This window comes from Leptothoe spongobia TAU-MAC 1115 (assembly GCF_018739885.1).
Lineage (GTDB): Bacteria > Cyanobacteriota > Cyanobacteriia > Phormidesmidales > Phormidesmidaceae > Leptothoe > Leptothoe spongobia.
Map to the genome: position 1 here is coordinate 277,718 of NZ_JADOES010000003.1, position 17,399 is coordinate 295,116.

Genomic DNA, 17,399 nt, shown 5'->3' on the forward strand with positions numbered 1-17,399 from the left:
TGCAAGTCAAATTTGGCGTAGTTACTGCAATGTATAAACAACAAAAAACGCCAGTCTTTAGACTGGCGTTCCATTAAAAAGGTCGTTCAACCCCAAAATATTCGATTAGCAATCGTAGTAAAGAGCAAGCTCATAGGGATGAGGACGAATATCCATCGGGATCACTTCAGTATCCAACTTGTAGGAAATCCAGTTTTGGATAAAGTCAGCCGTAAAGACGCCACCAACAGTCAAAAACTCATGGTCGTTTTCCAGAGCAGATAAAGCTTCCTTAAGTGAGCCAGGCGTAGAAGCAATCTTAGCTAGTTCTTCAGGACTGAGCTCATAGATATCCTGATCAATGGGCTCGGGGGGCTCAATCTTATTCTTAATACCATCGATACCAGCACACAGCATCGCCGCAAATGCCAGATAAGGATTCGCTGTAGGATCAGGACAACGAAACTCCAGACGCTTCGCCTTAGGATTGTCACCAGACAGAGGAATCCGAACCGCAGCAGAACGGTTACCGTTGGAATATACCAGGTTTACAGGTGCTTCAAAACCAGGTACGAGACGCTTGTAGGAGTTAGTACTGGGGTTAGTAAACGCCAACAGAGCAGGAGCATGCTTAAGGATGCCACCAATGTAGTAGGTAGCCAATTCGCTCAGCCCAGCGTAACGCTGACCTGCCATTAGGGTGTCACCATTTTTCCAGATTGACTGGTGAGTGTGCATACCGGAGCCATTATCCTCAAACAGAGGCTTAGGCATGAAGGTGACGGTCTTGCCGTACTTCTTAGCGACGTTCTTGATGCAGTACTTATAGGTCATTAACCAGTCAGCAGCTTCGATCATTTCGCCAAACTTAAAGCCCAGCTCACACTGACCGCCAGTTGCTACTTCATGGTGATGCTTCTCAATAGGAACACCACAGTCAGCCATGGTCAACAACATCTCAGTCCGCATATCCTGGGATGTATCTGTGGGAGAAACAGGGAAGTAACCACCCTTGTAATTAGGCTTATAGCCCAGGTTGCCACCTTCTTCTTCACGGCCTGTGTTCCAACGTCCTTCAACAGAGTCAACGTGATAGTAGCTGGAATTAGAAGTCGTATCGTAGCGAACGTCGTCAAAGATGAAAAACTCAGCCTCAGGACCAAAGTAAGCCGTATCACCAATACCGCTGGACTTTAAGTAATCTAAAGCCTTTTGAGCGATCACACGGGGACAGCGCTCATACCACTCACCGGTACGAGGCTCTTTAATGGAGCACACCAGACTGAGGGTGGGCTCTTTCATAAAAGGATCGATCCAGGCAGTTGTCGGATCAGGAACCATTGACATGTCTGACTCGTTAATGGCTTTCCAACCACGGATACTAGAGCCATCAAACGCCACACCTTCAGTGAAGCTACTCTCATCAATTTGGCTACGATGCACCGTAAGGTGTTGCCAGATACCTGGCAAATCGATGAATTTTAGATCAATCATCTGAATGTCTTGATCTTTGATCATCTGCAAAACTTCTGCGGCAGTCTGAGCCATGAATCACTCCTTTTTATGCATTCACTAGAGCCGTTGTGGCTTTACAGTACGGACAGGCCAACACGTTTAACGGCCAAAACATTAAACAATGAGTGAGACGAAAAATGTGCCCCCGTTAGGAAGTTTCTATAATTCCTAAGCAAAAAAACGCATAGTCAGTCTATCTCTGCCATAGAAAGCGGCTAAGAAAATCACCCATACTTGATCAGCCCTTCCATACCAACTAAGGATTAAAAGCCAATCACACCCACTCGACATCGCAAATAATGTTTAGACAACATCTGCATCTGCTATGCCAAAGCTTGGATCATCCTAGAAACAGTAATAACGAGCGATTGTATCTCTTGCTACAAATTAAAGTTTTCTATAGCCAACCGGATGCACAATCAGCATCACTCCCGCCATTTTCATAAGGGAGCCATGCCCCAGGTATGCAAGAGCATTAAACGATGATTCATTGCTGCCAATTGTTGCGAAAGATGTCGGATTGTAAAAAATACTCGTTCCAAACCGCCTCTCTAGAGGGTGTTTTGTCTGGTCTTTAATCCACCGTGGTAGACTGAATTTTGGCATTTGAGTGTTGGCAAGCATTGTCGCTGACCGGGTTTCAGGCTTTGAAAGTACAGACAAAGCACTGGCAAAGCACTTATGTGAAATGCCTAGACAAGCATTCGGATAGCTCTTGCGCTTGTTCTCATATTTTGGTCATGCCATTGGTTCATACCAACAGTTGGTCAGTGCTTGACTGATGAATGATATGGGGACTTTCACCCCTAGCTTGGTTACAAGTTCCTACTTGATTTTTTGAGTCGCACATTAATCGCACTGGGAGAAAGATTTCATGCGGGATACGGTGACGGGTTTAATTAGTACCTACGACATCACCGGTCGTTACCTCGATCGCGACGCCATCGATTCTTTGAAGGTTTATTTTGGTAGTGGTAACGATCGAGTAAAGGCCGCTGCTTATATCAGCGCTAATGCCTCTAGTCTGGTTAAAGCTACAGGTGCCGCATTATATGAGCGGGTACCTGAGTTACTTCGTCCAGGAGGTAACTCCTATACCACTCGACGCTATGCAGCATGTCTACGGGATTTGGATTATTATCTGCGTTACAGCAGCTATGCGCTTGTAGCAGGCAACTGTGATGTACTAACAGAGCGGGTACTTAACGGTCTACGTGAAACTTACAACTCATTGGAAGTTCCTGTGGGCCCAACAGTAATTGCAATTCAGATTATGAAGGATGTACTCAAGGAAGAGCTCACTACCCAAGGCATTGATGACACCTCATTTGTGGATGTTCCCTTTGATCATCTGACCCGTGAGTTGGGCGAAGTCAGCGTATAAATCAACCTAGACTGAATAGTTTTGAAATGAGGTACTCAGTTGAGTACCTCATTTTTTATGGCAACTCATGAATTATTTAGGGATCGACTTTGGCACTTCAGGCGCACGGGCTATCGCGATTGATAATACTGCCCAGGTAACTGCAGAAACCCGCTGTCAGTATCCATCACAAGAACCCGATGCAGAAAGTTGGCGTCAAACCCTGTGGACTCTAATTGACCAACTGCCAATCTCTATCAGGCAAAAGATCAAGGCGATTGCCATTGATGGCACATCGGCAACGGTTTTATTGTGCGATCGCAATCACATCCCGCTGACTCATCCGCTCCTCTACAACGATGCTCGCAGTGGCCTGCCCACAATGGTGCCACCGACCAGCCCAGCCCATAGTGCCACCTCTAGCCTGGCAAAAGCTCTATGGTGGTTCAACAATTTACCCAGCCAAACCCTGGCCAAGGCACACTATCTAGTCCATCAAGCCGACTGGCTCAGTAATCTACTCCACGGCAAGCCTGGCATCAGCGACTACAACAATGCTTTGAAGCTCGGGTATGATCCTCAAACCCTGAGCTACCCTGATTGGCTCACAGCCTTGGAAATTCGGCCATGGCTGCCCGAAGTAATCGCCCCTGGAGCTTTGATTTCACCGATTCAACCCGATGTAGCCCAGCGATTTGGAATACCCACACAGTGCATGATCAAAACCGGCACGACTGATAGTATTGCAGCGTTTTTAGCAAGCGGTGCCAGCGGTCAAGGTGATGCCGTTACCTCCCTAGGCTCCACTCTGGTACTCAAACTACTCAGCCCCATAGCCATTAATCATGCCCCTAGCGGCATTTACAGCCACCGCCTGGGAAAGCAATGGCTAGTTGGCGGTGCCTCCAATACAGGTGGAGCCGTGCTGAGCCACTATTTTAGTGATCTTGAGCTCCAGTCTCTCAGCAACTTGATTGACACCACTCAGTCTAGTGGGCTTGATTACTATCCGCTCCTCACTACAGGCGAGCGTTTTCCCATTAATGATCCACAGCTAACCCCAAAACTCACACCACGTCCTGACAACCCAGTCAGGTTTCTCCACGGATTGCTAGAAAATATGTCTGCAATAGAAGCATTGGGATATCAAAAACTCACAGCACTGGGAAGTGGAGAAGTGAAGCGGGTCTACACAGCAGGAGGGGGCGCTCAGAATCAGACTTGGCAGAGTTTGCGATCGCAAGCTCTGGGCATACCATTAGTCCCCTCACGACACACCGAAGCAGCCTATGGTACTGCTTGCTTAGCCGCTGGCTTAGTCCCATTCATCAATCACTAAGCGTCGATACGGTTGTCATCAGACAGCAAGCAAACAATAAAAAACCAGCATTTACAAGGAAATACTGGCCCAATAAAACTTGATATCAATCAAAATCTAGAAATTGAGCTGATCGCCACGGCGATACTGCATATAAGCCGCCACTAACAAACCGGCCAACGTTATCGGAATTAGGCCTAAAACAATCCCTAACAGCAAAGGTTCAATCACGCCGAGTTTTCCTCAATGACTTACAAAACTCATAGAAGCAGTGGTACACATTACTTCTTCTTCCTTTATATTAAGCTATTGCCTTAATTGAGCCTAGTACTCTGCCTAACCGAACTAACGCTTCCGTATGAATAAACAGCACCTCGCTTATCCAGAGCGGTGTTTTGGCCCTGAAATGACCATGACTTAATAAAAGCTATAGATTTCAAACCCATTTTCAAGTCGAAACAGCTTGCACTGGCTCCTGAGAAAACTTTAAACTATGTATCATATGCGTAATAACGAAGTGTTACGTTCTGCCTGTGACCCAAAACACTATCGATAGACAATCTCTTAGTAAGTCAGCCATAGATCGCCAGGATAATCGGCTGATAGTTCAGTTTGCTCTAGCGGCAACTACTGTTCTCTTATGTGTCGTTCTCGTAATCTGGGGTATTCATAGAGTAGAGATATCCGATCCCTATGTTCATGATGTGTTAGACACCGCAGGCAATCTTGACCGAGGGCAGCAGTTATTTTGGCAAAACTGTGCAACGTGTCATGGACTAAAAGGAACTGGCGAGGTTGGTCCTGACCTGCAGCATGTATCTGAGCGAAAATCGCAGGTAGCCCTTATTAAACAAGTCATTAGTGGAAAGACTCCTCCAATGCCACAATTTCAGCCAAATACTCAGGATATGGCTGACCTACTAGTATTTTTAGAAAGTTTGTAAAACGGAAAAAATCCAATTCTTACGTTTAGAGACCGCCGTCTAAGTGGGCTAACTTAGGCAGCGGTCTCCAAGCTTTAAAAGTCTACCCTCCCCACCCCTAGGAAAACTGCGTTGAGCGCTCTAGGCCGAGTTTAATTAACTGATCAACCAACTGATCAAATGCAATACCAGATGCCTCCCACAGCATGGGGTACATGCTAGTAGCCGTAAAACCAGGAAAGGTATTAATTTCATTGATGATGACTTCGCCTGTAGCCTCTAAATAGAAAAAATCTACCCGCGATAATCCAGCTCCATCAATAGCTTTAAACGCTTTCAGAGCCTGTTCCTGAATAGCAGACACAACCTCTGCTGGGAGCGGTGCTGGAATCGCTAAAGCAGCCTGGCCGCTTGTATATTTTGTCTCGTAATCATAGAAGTCGGCATCAAAACTAATTTCACCGATCACAGATGCCTTGGGGTGATCGTTACCCAAAATGGCACATTCTACTTCACGAGCAACCACTCCAGCCTCAACAATAATGCGACGGTCATAGCTCGCCGCGCTGTCAAGAGCCGCTTCTAGCCCTTGACGATCCGTTGCTTTAGCAATGCCCACTGAGGAACCGAGGTTAGCAGGCTTTACAAAACAGGGATATCCCAGGGACTCTTCGATGTCATCACACAGTTTTGGAAACACACAGGGATTTGAATAGACTTGCGATCTCAACACCTCCATGTACTTCACTTGAGGTAAATCTGCCTGAGCAAAAGCAGACTTCATCGCCAGCTTGTCCATCCCCACAGCCGACGCCAACACCCCACAGCCGACATAGGGCATCTGCATCAGCTCAAACACCCCTTGAATCGTGCCATCTTCACCATTAGGGCCATGGAGCACCGGAAACCAAATATCCACATTGGCCTCTGACGGTATTCGAGCTGTGACTAATACAGGCTCATCATCAGTGGCCAACGGCTCTCCTGAAGTCAGAACATCCTGGGCATCCATCACCCAAACCCCATCCTTGCGGATATAAACAGGAACTACCTCATACTTATCAGCATTACTCTTGAGACCTAATCCCCGAGCAATCGCCTGGGCTGATGCAATGGAAACCTCATGCTCTCCAGAGCATCCACCAAACAGTAAGCCTACGCGCATCTTTGCCATTGAGTCGGCCTCTTTATTCATTCATCCACACATAACGCTGTTTCTGATTCGTAGTATCGGGGTATAGCAAATTCCACTTATCAGAACTGCCCAGACAACATCAGAATCAGAAACGCTTCCAAAAAGAATATTAAGGCGTTAGCCTATCACAGACCTGAGCAACTCACTGCAAAATCTTGGCAGATATCGTCACATTAGGCATGCTTTTAGCAATTGGCAAAAAAAACTCCTAGGCTCGCAAGGAGCTTAGGAGTCAGACATCAGGGTGCATCTACCAGCTAACTGTCCACCTCATCTGGCCCTGCGTCCGGACAGAGATAAAATTTAGGATATTTCACCGATACCATCTCGCCTACAAACAACTGACAAAAAAAACTCCTAGGCTCGCGAAGAGCTTAGGAGTCAGACATCAGGGTGCATCTACCAGCTAACTGTCCACCCCATCTGGCCCTGCGTCCGGACAGAACAAAAATCTCAGATAGGATTATGAACTATCCTCACCAATGTCATAGATACGATCAAAGTAAGCATCAAGATTTCAGAGACTCAGTGCCAAAAACAAACGTGACCAGAGATAATGCCATTGACCCTTTGACCTTCCTCAGGATCTGTGAAGTATTTTTTCTTGTCCGACGGCTGGACAACCGGCAGAGTATGGGAGTTTGGCGGCCTCTGGAATGAAATTGCCTGGCAGCGCAAACCAATCATAAAAAAGCTTGGGCTTCATATTGAAGAAGCTGCCGAAAAGCTCTGGCTATATCAGGTCGAAGACGACGTGCTGATGGTAGAGGTGCTGCCCAATGGCACCACAGCTACCCCCATTGGCCAAGTTGTTCTCAAACGCCTGATCACTGCTGAACAAGTGATTGAAAAACTTTGTACTATTTCAAGTTCAATAGCACCTGAAAAAGTGATGTCGACCCAGCTAAATCACCATACCAATGCCAATAGTTAATGCGAACAAATCATCCCATCTTCGCTATAAGGTAGAACGTAAGTTGCTCACTGCCCTTTGCAAAGAGGCAAGAGCCCGGTTGTAGCCCAACGCAGCACTGACCCAGTTGCCTTCAGCATCAGTCAGTTCCGATTGCGCTGACAGCACATCCAACTGGGTTCCTACACCGGCATCCAACCGCAAATTAGCCAACTCTAAAGCAGTTGCTGCCTGAGTAATCGCTGTCCTGGCTGTTCTCACATTTTCTTCATTAGCCCGAAGCGTAAAGTAGGCCTGCTCTACCTCAAAACGGACTTGGTCCAATACTTCTGCAAAGCGTTCTTCCGCAATATCAGCATTCACCTCTTGCTGGCGAGCACGAGCACGAGCGGCCCCACCATCCGCCAGTACCATACTAAACTGAGCACCAAAGTTGTACGTATCTGAGGAATTGTCCAGCAAATCGCTCCAACTATAGTTAGCAAACAAACTCACCTGGGGGCGATTGGCCGCTCGGGCCGCTCGGGCTTGTTGAGTACTAATTTCTCGCTGAGCCAACTGCTGTTCCAGTTCTACACGTCCTTGAAATGCTAGCAAAATACTATCTTCCAAGGTTAATCCCCAACGCTCATACGTCACATCCCAGTCCTCTGGATCTGGTACAGGTGTTGCATTGATATTGATAGTAGATGGCAAATTCAGCAGCCGTGCTAGATTACGACGAGAAATTTTTTGCTGAGCCTGGGATTGAATCAAATCTTGCTGAGCATTAGCCAGCTGTACATCTGCCCGCAACACATCAAATCGAGTGCCCACGCCAGCCTGCCGCCGGAGATCATTATCCCGTTGATTTTGCTGAGCTTCCTCTACAAAAGCTTCATTAATACGAATCTGCTCACCACTTTCCTGAAGGTCATAATAAAGACTAGTTGTCTCCAACCTTAATTCTTCACGACGTCGGTCCACTTCCAACTCATTCAAACGGACCTGCTCTTCAGCCGCTCGCAACGTGGCAACACGCTGACCTGAGGTAAATAAATCATAGCTAACTCCTACTGCAGCATTAAGCGTCGTATCGATACCATCTTCGCCAAACGTGCCAAAGGCTGTGGTGGTACTATCCGATTCTTGCGCAGTCACATCAGCCGAGGTCGTCACCACAGGCGAAAATGCAGCACGAGCTTCCGCTAAAGTAGCCTCTGCCTGTTCTAATTCCAACAAGGCTACTTGCAGATCTTGATTATTAAAGTAGGCAAGCTCGATAGCTTCTTCAATAGAGATTTCCTGCTCGTCACCTGCTTGTAATCGGACCTCTGATTCTACTGTAGGCACACTTAGGGGATTAGGATCAGCCAGCAACTCTGTCGGGGGTAAGTCGGATGTATCTAATAAATCCTCATCAGCAGTCGATGCAGCCTGACCAGTATCGGGAATAATTTCCCCAGTACTAGTCACAGACGGTGACACTGGCTCTACATCCTCTGCAGGCTCATCCTCATTCTCAATAGACTCGTCAGACTCTGCCTCATCAACAGGCACTTCAGGATCATCTACTTCATCCTCAATGGACTCGTCAGACTCTGCCTCATCAACAGGCACTTCAGGATCATCTGCTTCATTGATGGGCTCATCAGCTGGCAAGTCAGGCAGCTGCGAAATTTGATTCAGCTCCGTCGGTAATGCTCCCCTCCCAACTGTCGCTGCCCCCTCTGAAAAGGTCGGCGATGTCACACTCGCAATCACAGCTGGAGTCAATATTTCTGAGTTGGATACAACTGCCGATTGCTTAGCGCTAGTATCTGAACTCGCTGCATCATCAGCTCCTGATACAAATGGGGTGATTGCTGAAGTGAGCGTATGGCTTTCATCCGGAGCATCCATTAATACCTTGGCAAAAGCCGGAACAGGTAGAAAAGAAAGAGCTCCCCCTAGAACAGCTACTTGGATCAAGAACGAATGGTTGATGTATCCCATAGTGTTTGCGTCAATTTATAATCGATAAATTTAGTGAATTCGTACACAAGCTGGTCAAACAGGTACCTGAGAGCGCGATACAGGCCCTAAAGCCATCGGCTACTCATCCATGAAAATATTTTTTCAAGCCAATCACGGCATTATCAGGTTCAGAGCTGAAAGCTTTCAGATTTTTGAGTTGCATCTAATGGATTATTGACCACTTTTGACGTGATACAGGCCGTTAACAAACCTTCAATGTCGTCTACAGGCCATATCTGACATTGGAGCTGAGTCATCAAATCTGACAGCGCCATATCATCAAGGAAGTAGGTATCCTCTGGTGTAGATTGTGGCCCTTGCTTCAACATCAAAGACGGCAACAAAAGTCCATCTCCTAAGTTACATTCTTTGAGCTTTCCTAAAATATCGTAACCTGTTAGTAGCCCAGTAACTGTAATCTCCTGGCCCCAGTAGTCGCTATTCAAAGCGGCCATGGTCACAGTCAACCCCTGCACCTGGTTTAGACGCTCAACAATCCGCTCAAAGGCTTTTTCAACAGCGTTACCCACTACCCAAGTTAATCGTTTCGGACGCTCAATACGATCGGGTAATCTCTGCGCCGCTGTCTCAAATTGTTTGAGAAATAGGCGAATCGACCCTACACCATTACCAATTTGGGGATAGGTTTCATAGTGAGATTCAGGAGGTAAGGGTTGTCTTGCAATCAAAAACCATTCGTCGGCTAACCAAGCAAAGGTAGACGAAAATTTTGATTTGAACTCGGTCTGTAATCGCTGGACCTGAGCAATAACCTCATTAGCTTTAGCTTTATTCACAGGCACTAGTTCATCTTGGTGAGGACGAAATCGCGTCAACCCAACCGGGACCACGGCTGCTGATGCCACAGCAGGTGTATCACCGATATGAAACTCTGCTAAATCTCGCAAAGTACGCTCTAGATGAATGCCATCATTGATGCCGGGACATACAACGACCTGGGCATGAACCTGCAGACGGTGTTTTTGAAACCACTTGAACTGCTCAAGCAGCAACCCAGCCCTAGGATTTTTGAGCAGACGTTGCCGTATCTTCGGTTCAGTAGCATGTACGGAAACATATAGCGGGGACAACCGTAACCTAGCAATACGCTCCCATTCTGCCGGGGACAAGTTTGTCAGCGTTAGATAGCTGCCATAGAGAAAACTCAAGCGATAGTCATCATCTTTGAGATAGAGAGTATCGCGCTTTCCAGGTGGTTGCTGATCAATAAAACAAAAGGGGCAGCGATTGTTGCATTGAATCAGCCCATCAAAAAAGGCACTTTCAAACTCTAATCCCAGATCTTCGTCAAAATCCTTCTCGATCTCAACTGTGTGAGCCTGACCCAAAGTATCTAAAACCTCCAGGGTCAACCATTCATCAGAACAGAGAAATCGATAATCAATCAGGTCGCGGGGACGCTCACCATTGATCGATACCAAGCGATCACCAGGCTCAAAGCCAATGTCTTCAGCGATGGAATCGCGAAGCACACTGGTAATCACAGCCGGCTGGATAGACGCACTACGCATAAACCGTTGGGCTAGACAATTACTCCATAATACTTAGGCAGACCGATTATTGTGGCAATCGGTTGAAATTAGGCAATCTTAGACAATCTAGCCCCTAGACGTTTTGGATCGTTTTGGTAGCTAAACCAATCAAAATAGCAACGCCAAAGGCAAGGCGATACCATACAAATACCCAGGTACTATGGCGTCTTAAAAACTTGATGAGCCATGCGATCGCAAGGTAAGACGAAATCACCGCTGCAATCAATCCCCCGATCAAGGGCATCAAACTGGCATCACCTACGGTCGCCATTTCATCCAGCAACCCCTTCAGCTCAACCAGGCCCGATAGCAGAATGGCAGGTGTCCCCAGTAAAAATGAAAAGCGTGCCGCCGTATCTCGCTCTAAGCCTAAAAATAAGCCAGCCGTCAAGGTAGAACCCGACCGCGATACTCCAGGCACTAATGCCAACGCTTGTCCTAGCCCAACACCAATACCATCCCAAAGATCGAGCTTCTCAAAATTGCGTTTACGAGACCCGACTTGCTCAGCCACACCTAAGAACAACGCCATCACAATCGACGTAATCGCAATTGCCTGCGTACTACGGATCACTGACGTCTCGTACTGAGTTTCAAAAAATATCTTGATTAGAAGACCGCAAAATATTATGGGAACTGAGCCTAAGATGATGCCCAACCCTAAACGAAAGTCTGAAGACTGATAACGCTTTGCGATCGCTGCACGGATAGTATTGCGCGTCACTGTGGTTAAATCTTCCCAGAAGTACCACAAGATAGCGGCTAAGCTACCGAGCTGAATCACAGCTGTAAACGCCACACCAGGATCACCCCAGCCCAGCGCTACCGGAACAATCTTGACATGGGCTGTACTGCTAATCGGCAAAAACTCCGTTAGCCCTTGCACAATACCAATCACAATGGCTTGAAATAAATTAATTTGCGCTGCTTGGCTAGTCGGCGCTTGGGCCAACAGCTCAAATGATTGGCAAACAGACATGAAAGTGCTCCAAAGCTCAAACGTTATCAAGTAATAAAGGTGTCATTATCCAGCCGTTATCTAATATAAGGACACGAACGCTTCGTACCTATATCCGGACGACAGCAGTAGACTAAGGACCGATGAGACATGGCCAATAGGCAAAACCTCGCAGGCTCTACACTCATTAATCAACAAAGCATCACCCAATAGCCCAAGGACACGTACCAACCAAGATTCGTACACACGAACGATCAGATTAATGAGCAATCAAGCTCACATCCCCAAAAAAGTCTGAAGTTTGACCACTCTCTAGCTTCATATTCGCTACAATTCATAGCGACTAATGAGTTACAGAAAATAAGTAATTTCAATTTCAGATTTTTTTGACACTTGGTACGATCCAAAATATTTACATACCGCAATATAACCTAGGTCGCTATTTATAAAGCAACGGTTCCTGAGCGACTGGAATAGCATGTTATGTTAACAATAATTAACCTCTCTCAGAATTCAATTGAATTCATCAGGCAGCATTGCTATCTAACATTACGGCTCAATCCCAACTCGCTAACCGGTTAACTGGCAATCCCATTGATCATGGTTCTAAGCGATTCTCTGCATTCTTAGCAGCTGCATTTTTAGTCAGTGTCCCCGTCTTTATTCAAGCCCCTCTTGTCCGTCTTCATCCCTGGGTGAGCTTGCTCATCACCCTAATATGGCTTGCTGGTGGTCTATACATGCTGCAAAAACCGGTTCTCACATTTTGGGGAGATCTGGCTATTGGATTTTCATGGACATGGTTAGCTGGCAGTATTTATTGGGGGTGGCTTAGGGAAAATCCCTATGTTCATTTACCCGTTGAGGCGATCGGACTACCCATTGTTCTGATTCTTATCAGCCAACATCGACTAAAAATCGGTAGTTACTTTTATCTAGGCTCGTTACTAGGCACTGGCATCACTGACCTTTACTTTTACTGGGTTGACCTGATTCCATACTGGCAAAAGGTCATGCAGGTAGAGCCCGCCGCCGCTGGCACTGTTCTCCAAGCTGCTTTACAGCAAATCCACAATCCAATAGCAGCTATCCGAGCACTGTGGCTGCTTAGTCTACTAGTAGCCATTGGATTGTTGGGAATTCGATCTACCCATGCCCACTGGTGGGCATTTTCCGGCGCTGTTTTGAGCACAATTTTAGTCGATGCTCTATTTCTCATAGCGGCCACACTAGCCTAATTTCAATCCTTGCAGTATATAGGGTGCCATCATGTTCATACAGCACCCCAACAGATTCACCTATTGACAAATAACTGAGATCACCTCAGAGTAAGCTGCTAGATATAACTGCTATTGAAGATTTGGATAATGTATGAAGCTTTGACCAGATCTTTAGCAGATCAGCAGTATCTTGTACATAACGCACAATAAATAAGCACAAAGGCTATAGTGCAGTTAGGAGCAGTAGCGTTAAGGTATAGGACATAGGCTTACTCGAATCGTCGAGGTATAGTGTTATTCCCTGAAAAGACCCCTCAAGTTGGACCCTATTTGGTCCTCAAGACCGACTCAGGTCAACGTCACTTATCGTTGATTGGTAATAGCTGCTGGACGATTGGACGCAGCGACGATAATAATTTTGTGCTGCCTGATCGTTGGATTTCCCGCAACCATGCAATGCTGCAGTTTATGGAAAGCGGAGAATTCTATCTCATCGACTTGGGTAGCCGTAATGGTTCATTCGTCAACGGTCGGCGCGTTAGCGTGCCAGTCACCCTACGGAATGGTGATGCCCTTACCTTTGGGCAAACTGAACTGCAATTTTACTGCCCAGCCCCTGAACCCTCAAATAACCGCAATACCTCCATTAGTTCCCACGACTCCACTGCAACAGCAACGTTACATGTACGCCGTCTAATATCGGTCATGGTGGTCGATATTCGGGACTTTACGGTCATGACTCGACAGATTGATGAAAAAGTTCTGTCTGAAGTGATTGGTACCTGGTTCCGCCATGCAGGCAATATCATTGGCGAATACGGTAGTTGGGTCGATAAATATATTGGCGATGCCGTAATGGCCGTATGGATTCACGGCACTCAAGAAGTAGAAGCTGAGGAGATGCTAAAAATCAGTCGTGCCATCAGTGCACTAAATGATATGACCCGTCAGCTTCATAAGCAATTTCCTTTACCCTTTCCACTACGGGTGGGCGCTGGCGTGAACACAGGATACGCCGTTGTTGGTAACACAGGCACTGGCGATCGACCTGACTACACCGCCCTAGGCGACACCGTCAATGCTGCTTTTCGTTTTGAAAGCTCGACTAAGCAATTAGGTTTAGATGTAGCGCTTGGAGCCGAAACATACAAGTACTTAAGTAAATTGGGTGCCAACGAGCAAACATTCAAGCGTTACTCAGCTCTGCTCAAGGGATATGACAAGCCTTTAACGACCTACGCTTGTACCTTTTCAGACCTAGATCGGTTTCTGATTAGCTATGATCGCAAAGCATCCGTTGCGGTTAAATCATCCTAGTTAACAGATATTTTGCGTAACGGTCCACAACGGATTCTCAGCATTAATCAACATTGGCACAGCGAAAGTGATACGCTTCTCATTAATGCTGTGTATTAGATTTGAATAAATCCGGCGGAGAGAGATGAAACGATTCTTTGGCCTATTAATGGCGCTTGCACTAGTATTTGGTACTTTGGTGAGCGATGCTCAACCTGCAGTAGCGAATATGTTGAATAGCGGTACGGTACTTCTGGCAGAAGCTCAGCTGCCCCGCAACGCAGTTGATGACAAGCTGACGACAGAGTACGGTTACAAGCTTGATGTAAATAACACCAACGTCGCGGCGTTTAGAAAATATCGGGGACTATATCCAACGATTGCAGGCAAAATCGTTCGGAATGCTCCCTTCGATACCCTAGAAGATATCCTTGCAATTCCTGGGCTCAGTGATGTAGAAAAATCTCGTATTCAGGAAAATCTAGATATTTTCACTATCTCCCCACCAAATCCTGCGTTGGTTGAAGGTGATGATCGCTATAACAATGGTGCTTACAAATAGACATCTACTGCTATTTGAGATCATGTGACTGCAGAGATCAGGTAGCTTTCAAAGTTACGTCCCTTTACTGTAGTTAGCATAGACGATGCCCCAGGAGCCGAATTCTCAGGTATTGTCTTAATCTTGACATTGCTCTTGATAGAGTGGGTTAATCCCTCTGTCAGGAGCATTTTTTATTGGTGAACTCCTCTCCTTTCCCGTATTCGCTACCGTCGGCATTTGATGTTTTGGTCGTGGGTGGCGGAGCAGCCGGACTTTATTCCGCCCTGTGTTTACCGACAACGCTCCAAATTGGATTAATTACCAAAGATACACTGGCTGTATCAGCCAGTGACTGGGCACAGGGAGGAATTGCTGCTGCGATCGCGCCTGACGATGCTCCAGAACTCCACATCGCTGACACCCTCAACGCTGGAGCGGGACTGTGTGATCCTAAAGCTGTCGAAGTTTTAGTACGACATGCTGGAGAATGCATCCAAAACCTGACCCAGATGGGAGTCGCCTTTGACCGTAAAGGCGAGCAGCTAGCCATGACCCTAGAAGCTGCCCACTCTCGACGCCGGGTACTACATGCAGCGGATACAACCGGACGTGCTGTGGTCACAACCCTGGCAGAGCAAGTGCTCCAGCGAGATAACATACATGTTTTTAACCAAGCCCTGGCCCTAGATCTATGGATACATGGTGACGAATGTCGAGGAATACAGCTAGTTTATGAGCAACAACTGTATTGGATAGAAGCCAAAGCAGTTGTCCTAGCCACCGGCGGCGGCGGCCAAATTTACTCCCAAACCACCAATCCTGCTGCGAGCACAGGAGATGGGGTCGCCATGGCCTGGCGAGCTGGAGCCCAACTGCGAGACTTAGAATTTATGCAGTTTCACCCTACCGCCCTCACCAAGGTAGGAGCACCCCGATTTTTAATCAGCGAAGCTGTCCGGGGAGAAGGAGCCCATCTTGTCGATAAGAACGGTAGGCGGTTTGCCTTTGACTACCATCCCGATGGCGAATTAGCCCCAAGGGACGTGGTCAGTCGCGCTATTTTTCGGCACTTGCAAAAAACGCCTGGAGAATCAGTCGTTTACTTAGATTTACGCGTAATTGAGCCCGAGCGAGTAAAACGTCGATTTCCAAACATCATACGAAAATGTCAAAAGTGGGCAGGTATTAACGTTTTTGAAACCCCGATCCCCGTATCTCCCGCCGCCCATTACTGGATGGGCGGCATTACCACTAATCTAACTAGTCAAACCACGATTCCTCGTCTGTATGCTGTCGGAGAAAATGCCAGTACCGGCGTCCATGGAGCCAATCGACTTGCTAGCAATTCTCTACTTGAATGTCTGGTATTTGGAGCACAACTACAGAAAATCGAGACAGAGCCCCTCACCAAAGTGACGATCAACCCAAAAGTTGACAGTCATGAATTAAACATCATGGCAGATCTTGATGTCGCCATGAGTTGGCTGCATCAGCATCAGACAGCTATCAGTCAGTTGGTATGGCAAAGCGCCGGTATTTCCCGCTCAGCAGATCACATGACTCAAGCTTTAGAACAATTAGAACAATGGCAAATTGATTTTGACTCATTACGCTTCACACAAGCTATGAGTTACACAAGTACCCATGCACCATTCCCCATCCCCCATGACCTCACCGCCGATAAACTCCGCCTCTGGGCAGAAACTCGAAACCTATTAACAGTGGCCACTCTAGTACTGAAAAGTGCTCTATTCCGTACAGAAAGTCGTGGTGGTCACTATCGTCAGGACTACCCGAAAACCAAGCCGAGCTGGCAAGCACACACACTGATGCAAGCCAATACTCTTTATAAATCTACCCCGATCCAATAATAGACCTGTTTATCCAGAGGAGCCCATATCAAATCCACCGGGCGATTCGGGCACCAGTATCGTCAGCAACAGCATGGAGTCCGCCAACTGTTTTTTCTGCGCCTTATCCAAATGAGAACGGTTCATACAGGTGGACAACAGCTTAGTCATATCGTAGTAAGTCCGCAGCTTAATCACCTGATCTCGATGTAGGGAATAAATGCAGGGCAACCCCAGCCGCTGCATAAAGATTGCCACTCGTTTTAACCAGGCCCCTCGTTTTGTTTCCCACCACTGATTAATATCAGTAAGCTTTCCTAGCTCATTGTCAAGCTGTTTTAGCCAGCCATCTAAAACCTCGATATTTTGAGGGTGATCGCTGACAAATTGCTGAAGTTGAACAATCAATGAGCGCAACTTTTTGGCCGCTGGTTCTTTTTTGCACAGACAGTGATATGCCTTATAAAGATGTTCGTGCCCCTCAAGCACTGAACTGGTCACCATACTGGTAGCTAGCTCAAAGTCAGGTAGATCAAAGTGACGATATAGCTCACCAGGATTGGTGACTTTACCAGTATCTTGCAAGGCATAAACCAAGTACCAGGAACGGATGTAGGTCTGTAGATGGTGGCTCTGATCCGCAGAAAATGAATAGGCCGAAAAAGTAGCCGTCCGATTCAGGTTTTCCAATAGTTCACTGAGTTTGGCATCCTGGCTGATGTAGTTGTCGATGGTCTGCTTAAACCCCTCAAAAAAGCTCGGAGAATCCTCCTTCGG

The 17,399-nt window shown here is 46.9% G+C and carries 15 protein-coding genes; 8 read left to right on the plus strand and 7 right to left on the minus strand.

All coding sequences use genetic code 11. From position 1 onward, the window contains the following. Positions 1-105: 105 nt before the first annotated feature. Positions 106-1,527, minus strand: coding sequence for a type I glutamate--ammonia ligase (gene glnA / locus IXB50_RS02820; RefSeq protein ID WP_215607405.1), 1,422 nt, complete (start codon positions 1,525-1,527; stop codon positions 106-108). An 841-nt stretch (positions 1,528-2,368) separates the two neighbouring features. On the opposite strand from glnA, the gene apcB reads away from it, so the two are divergent. Further along, the gene (gene apcB / locus IXB50_RS02825) at positions 2,369-2,878 is read left to right on the plus strand and encodes an allophycocyanin subunit beta (RefSeq protein ID WP_215607406.1); all 510 of its coding nucleotides are present in this window, start codon (positions 2,369-2,371) and stop codon (positions 2,876-2,878) included. 67 nt (positions 2,879-2,945) lie between these two features. Continuing rightward, positions 2,946-4,196 carry an FGGY-family carbohydrate kinase gene (locus IXB50_RS02830; RefSeq protein WP_215607407.1) on the plus strand — a complete coding sequence of 417 codons (1,251 nt, stop codon included), beginning with the start codon at positions 2,946-2,948 and terminating at the stop codon, positions 4,194-4,196. A 96-nt stretch (positions 4,197-4,292) separates the two neighbouring features. Here the strand turns inward: IXB50_RS02830 and petG are convergent, their stop codons facing one another. Then, positions 4,293-4,406, minus strand: a complete 114-nt coding sequence (gene petG / locus IXB50_RS02835) for a cytochrome b6-f complex subunit V (protein ID WP_215607408.1) — start codon at positions 4,404-4,406, stop codon at positions 4,293-4,295. 302 nt (positions 4,407-4,708) lie between these two features. On the opposite strand from petG, the gene IXB50_RS02840 reads away from it, so the two are divergent. After that, complete coding sequence (locus tag IXB50_RS02840; RefSeq protein ID WP_326520712.1) at positions 4,709-5,119, plus strand: cytochrome c; 411 nt, start codon at positions 4,709-4,711, stop codon at positions 5,117-5,119. Positions 5,120-5,216: 97 nt separating this feature from the next. Here IXB50_RS02840 and IXB50_RS02845 read toward each other — a convergent pair whose 3' ends face one another. Further along, positions 5,217-6,272 carry a D-alanine--D-alanine ligase family protein gene (locus IXB50_RS02845; RefSeq protein ID WP_215607409.1) on the minus strand — a complete coding sequence of 352 codons (1,056 nt, stop codon included), beginning with the start codon at positions 6,270-6,272 and terminating at the stop codon, positions 5,217-5,219. A gap of 610 nt (positions 6,273-6,882) precedes the next feature. Here IXB50_RS02845 and IXB50_RS02850 point away from each other — a divergent pair. Then, positions 6,883-7,227 (plus strand): hypothetical protein, encoded by a 345-nt coding sequence (locus IXB50_RS02850; RefSeq protein WP_326520713.1) that lies wholly within the window; start codon positions 6,883-6,885, stop codon positions 7,225-7,227. A gap of 24 nt (positions 7,228-7,251) precedes the next feature. Here IXB50_RS02850 and IXB50_RS02855 read toward each other — a convergent pair whose 3' ends face one another. From IXB50_RS02855 to IXB50_RS02865, 3 genes are all read right to left on the minus strand, one after another. Beyond that, positions 7,252-9,180, minus strand: coding sequence for a TolC family protein (locus tag IXB50_RS02855; protein ID WP_215607410.1), 1,929 nt, complete (start codon positions 9,178-9,180; stop codon positions 7,252-7,254). Positions 9,181-9,329: 149 nt separating this feature from the next. Then, complete coding sequence (locus tag IXB50_RS02860; protein WP_215607411.1) at positions 9,330-10,733, minus strand: TIGR03279 family radical SAM protein; 1,404 nt, start codon at positions 10,731-10,733, stop codon at positions 9,330-9,332. 94 nt (positions 10,734-10,827) lie between these two features. Continuing rightward, positions 10,828-11,733: an undecaprenyl-diphosphate phosphatase gene (locus IXB50_RS02865; RefSeq protein ID WP_215607412.1), complete on the minus strand. Its 906-nt coding sequence runs from the start codon at positions 11,731-11,733 to the stop codon at positions 10,828-10,830. A 515-nt stretch (positions 11,734-12,248) separates the two neighbouring features. On the opposite strand from IXB50_RS02865, the gene IXB50_RS02870 reads away from it, so the two are divergent. From IXB50_RS02870 to nadB, 4 genes are all read left to right on the plus strand, one after another. Next, positions 12,249-12,950: a DUF3120 domain-containing protein gene (locus IXB50_RS02870; protein ID WP_215607413.1), complete on the plus strand. Its 702-nt coding sequence runs from the start codon at positions 12,249-12,251 to the stop codon at positions 12,948-12,950. Positions 12,951-13,262: 312 nt separating this feature from the next. Continuing rightward, a complete protein-coding gene (locus tag IXB50_RS02875) occupies positions 13,263-14,249 on the plus strand; it encodes an adenylate/guanylate cyclase domain-containing protein (protein WP_216867564.1) in 987 nt (328 codons plus the stop codon). A gap of 124 nt (positions 14,250-14,373) precedes the next feature. Then, complete coding sequence (psbU, locus tag IXB50_RS02880; RefSeq protein WP_215607415.1) at positions 14,374-14,790, plus strand: photosystem II complex extrinsic protein PsbU; 417 nt, start codon at positions 14,374-14,376, stop codon at positions 14,788-14,790. A gap of 179 nt (positions 14,791-14,969) precedes the next feature. After that, positions 14,970-16,643 (plus strand): L-aspartate oxidase, encoded by a 1,674-nt coding sequence (gene nadB, locus IXB50_RS02885; RefSeq protein WP_215607435.1) that lies wholly within the window; start codon positions 14,970-14,972, stop codon positions 16,641-16,643. 9 nt (positions 16,644-16,652) lie between these two features. On the opposite strand, the gene IXB50_RS02890 is transcribed toward nadB, so the two are convergent. Then, on the minus strand, positions 16,653-17,399 hold a 747-nt coding region (locus IXB50_RS02890), incomplete at its 5' end, for an NACHT C-terminal helical domain 2-containing protein (RefSeq protein WP_215607416.1).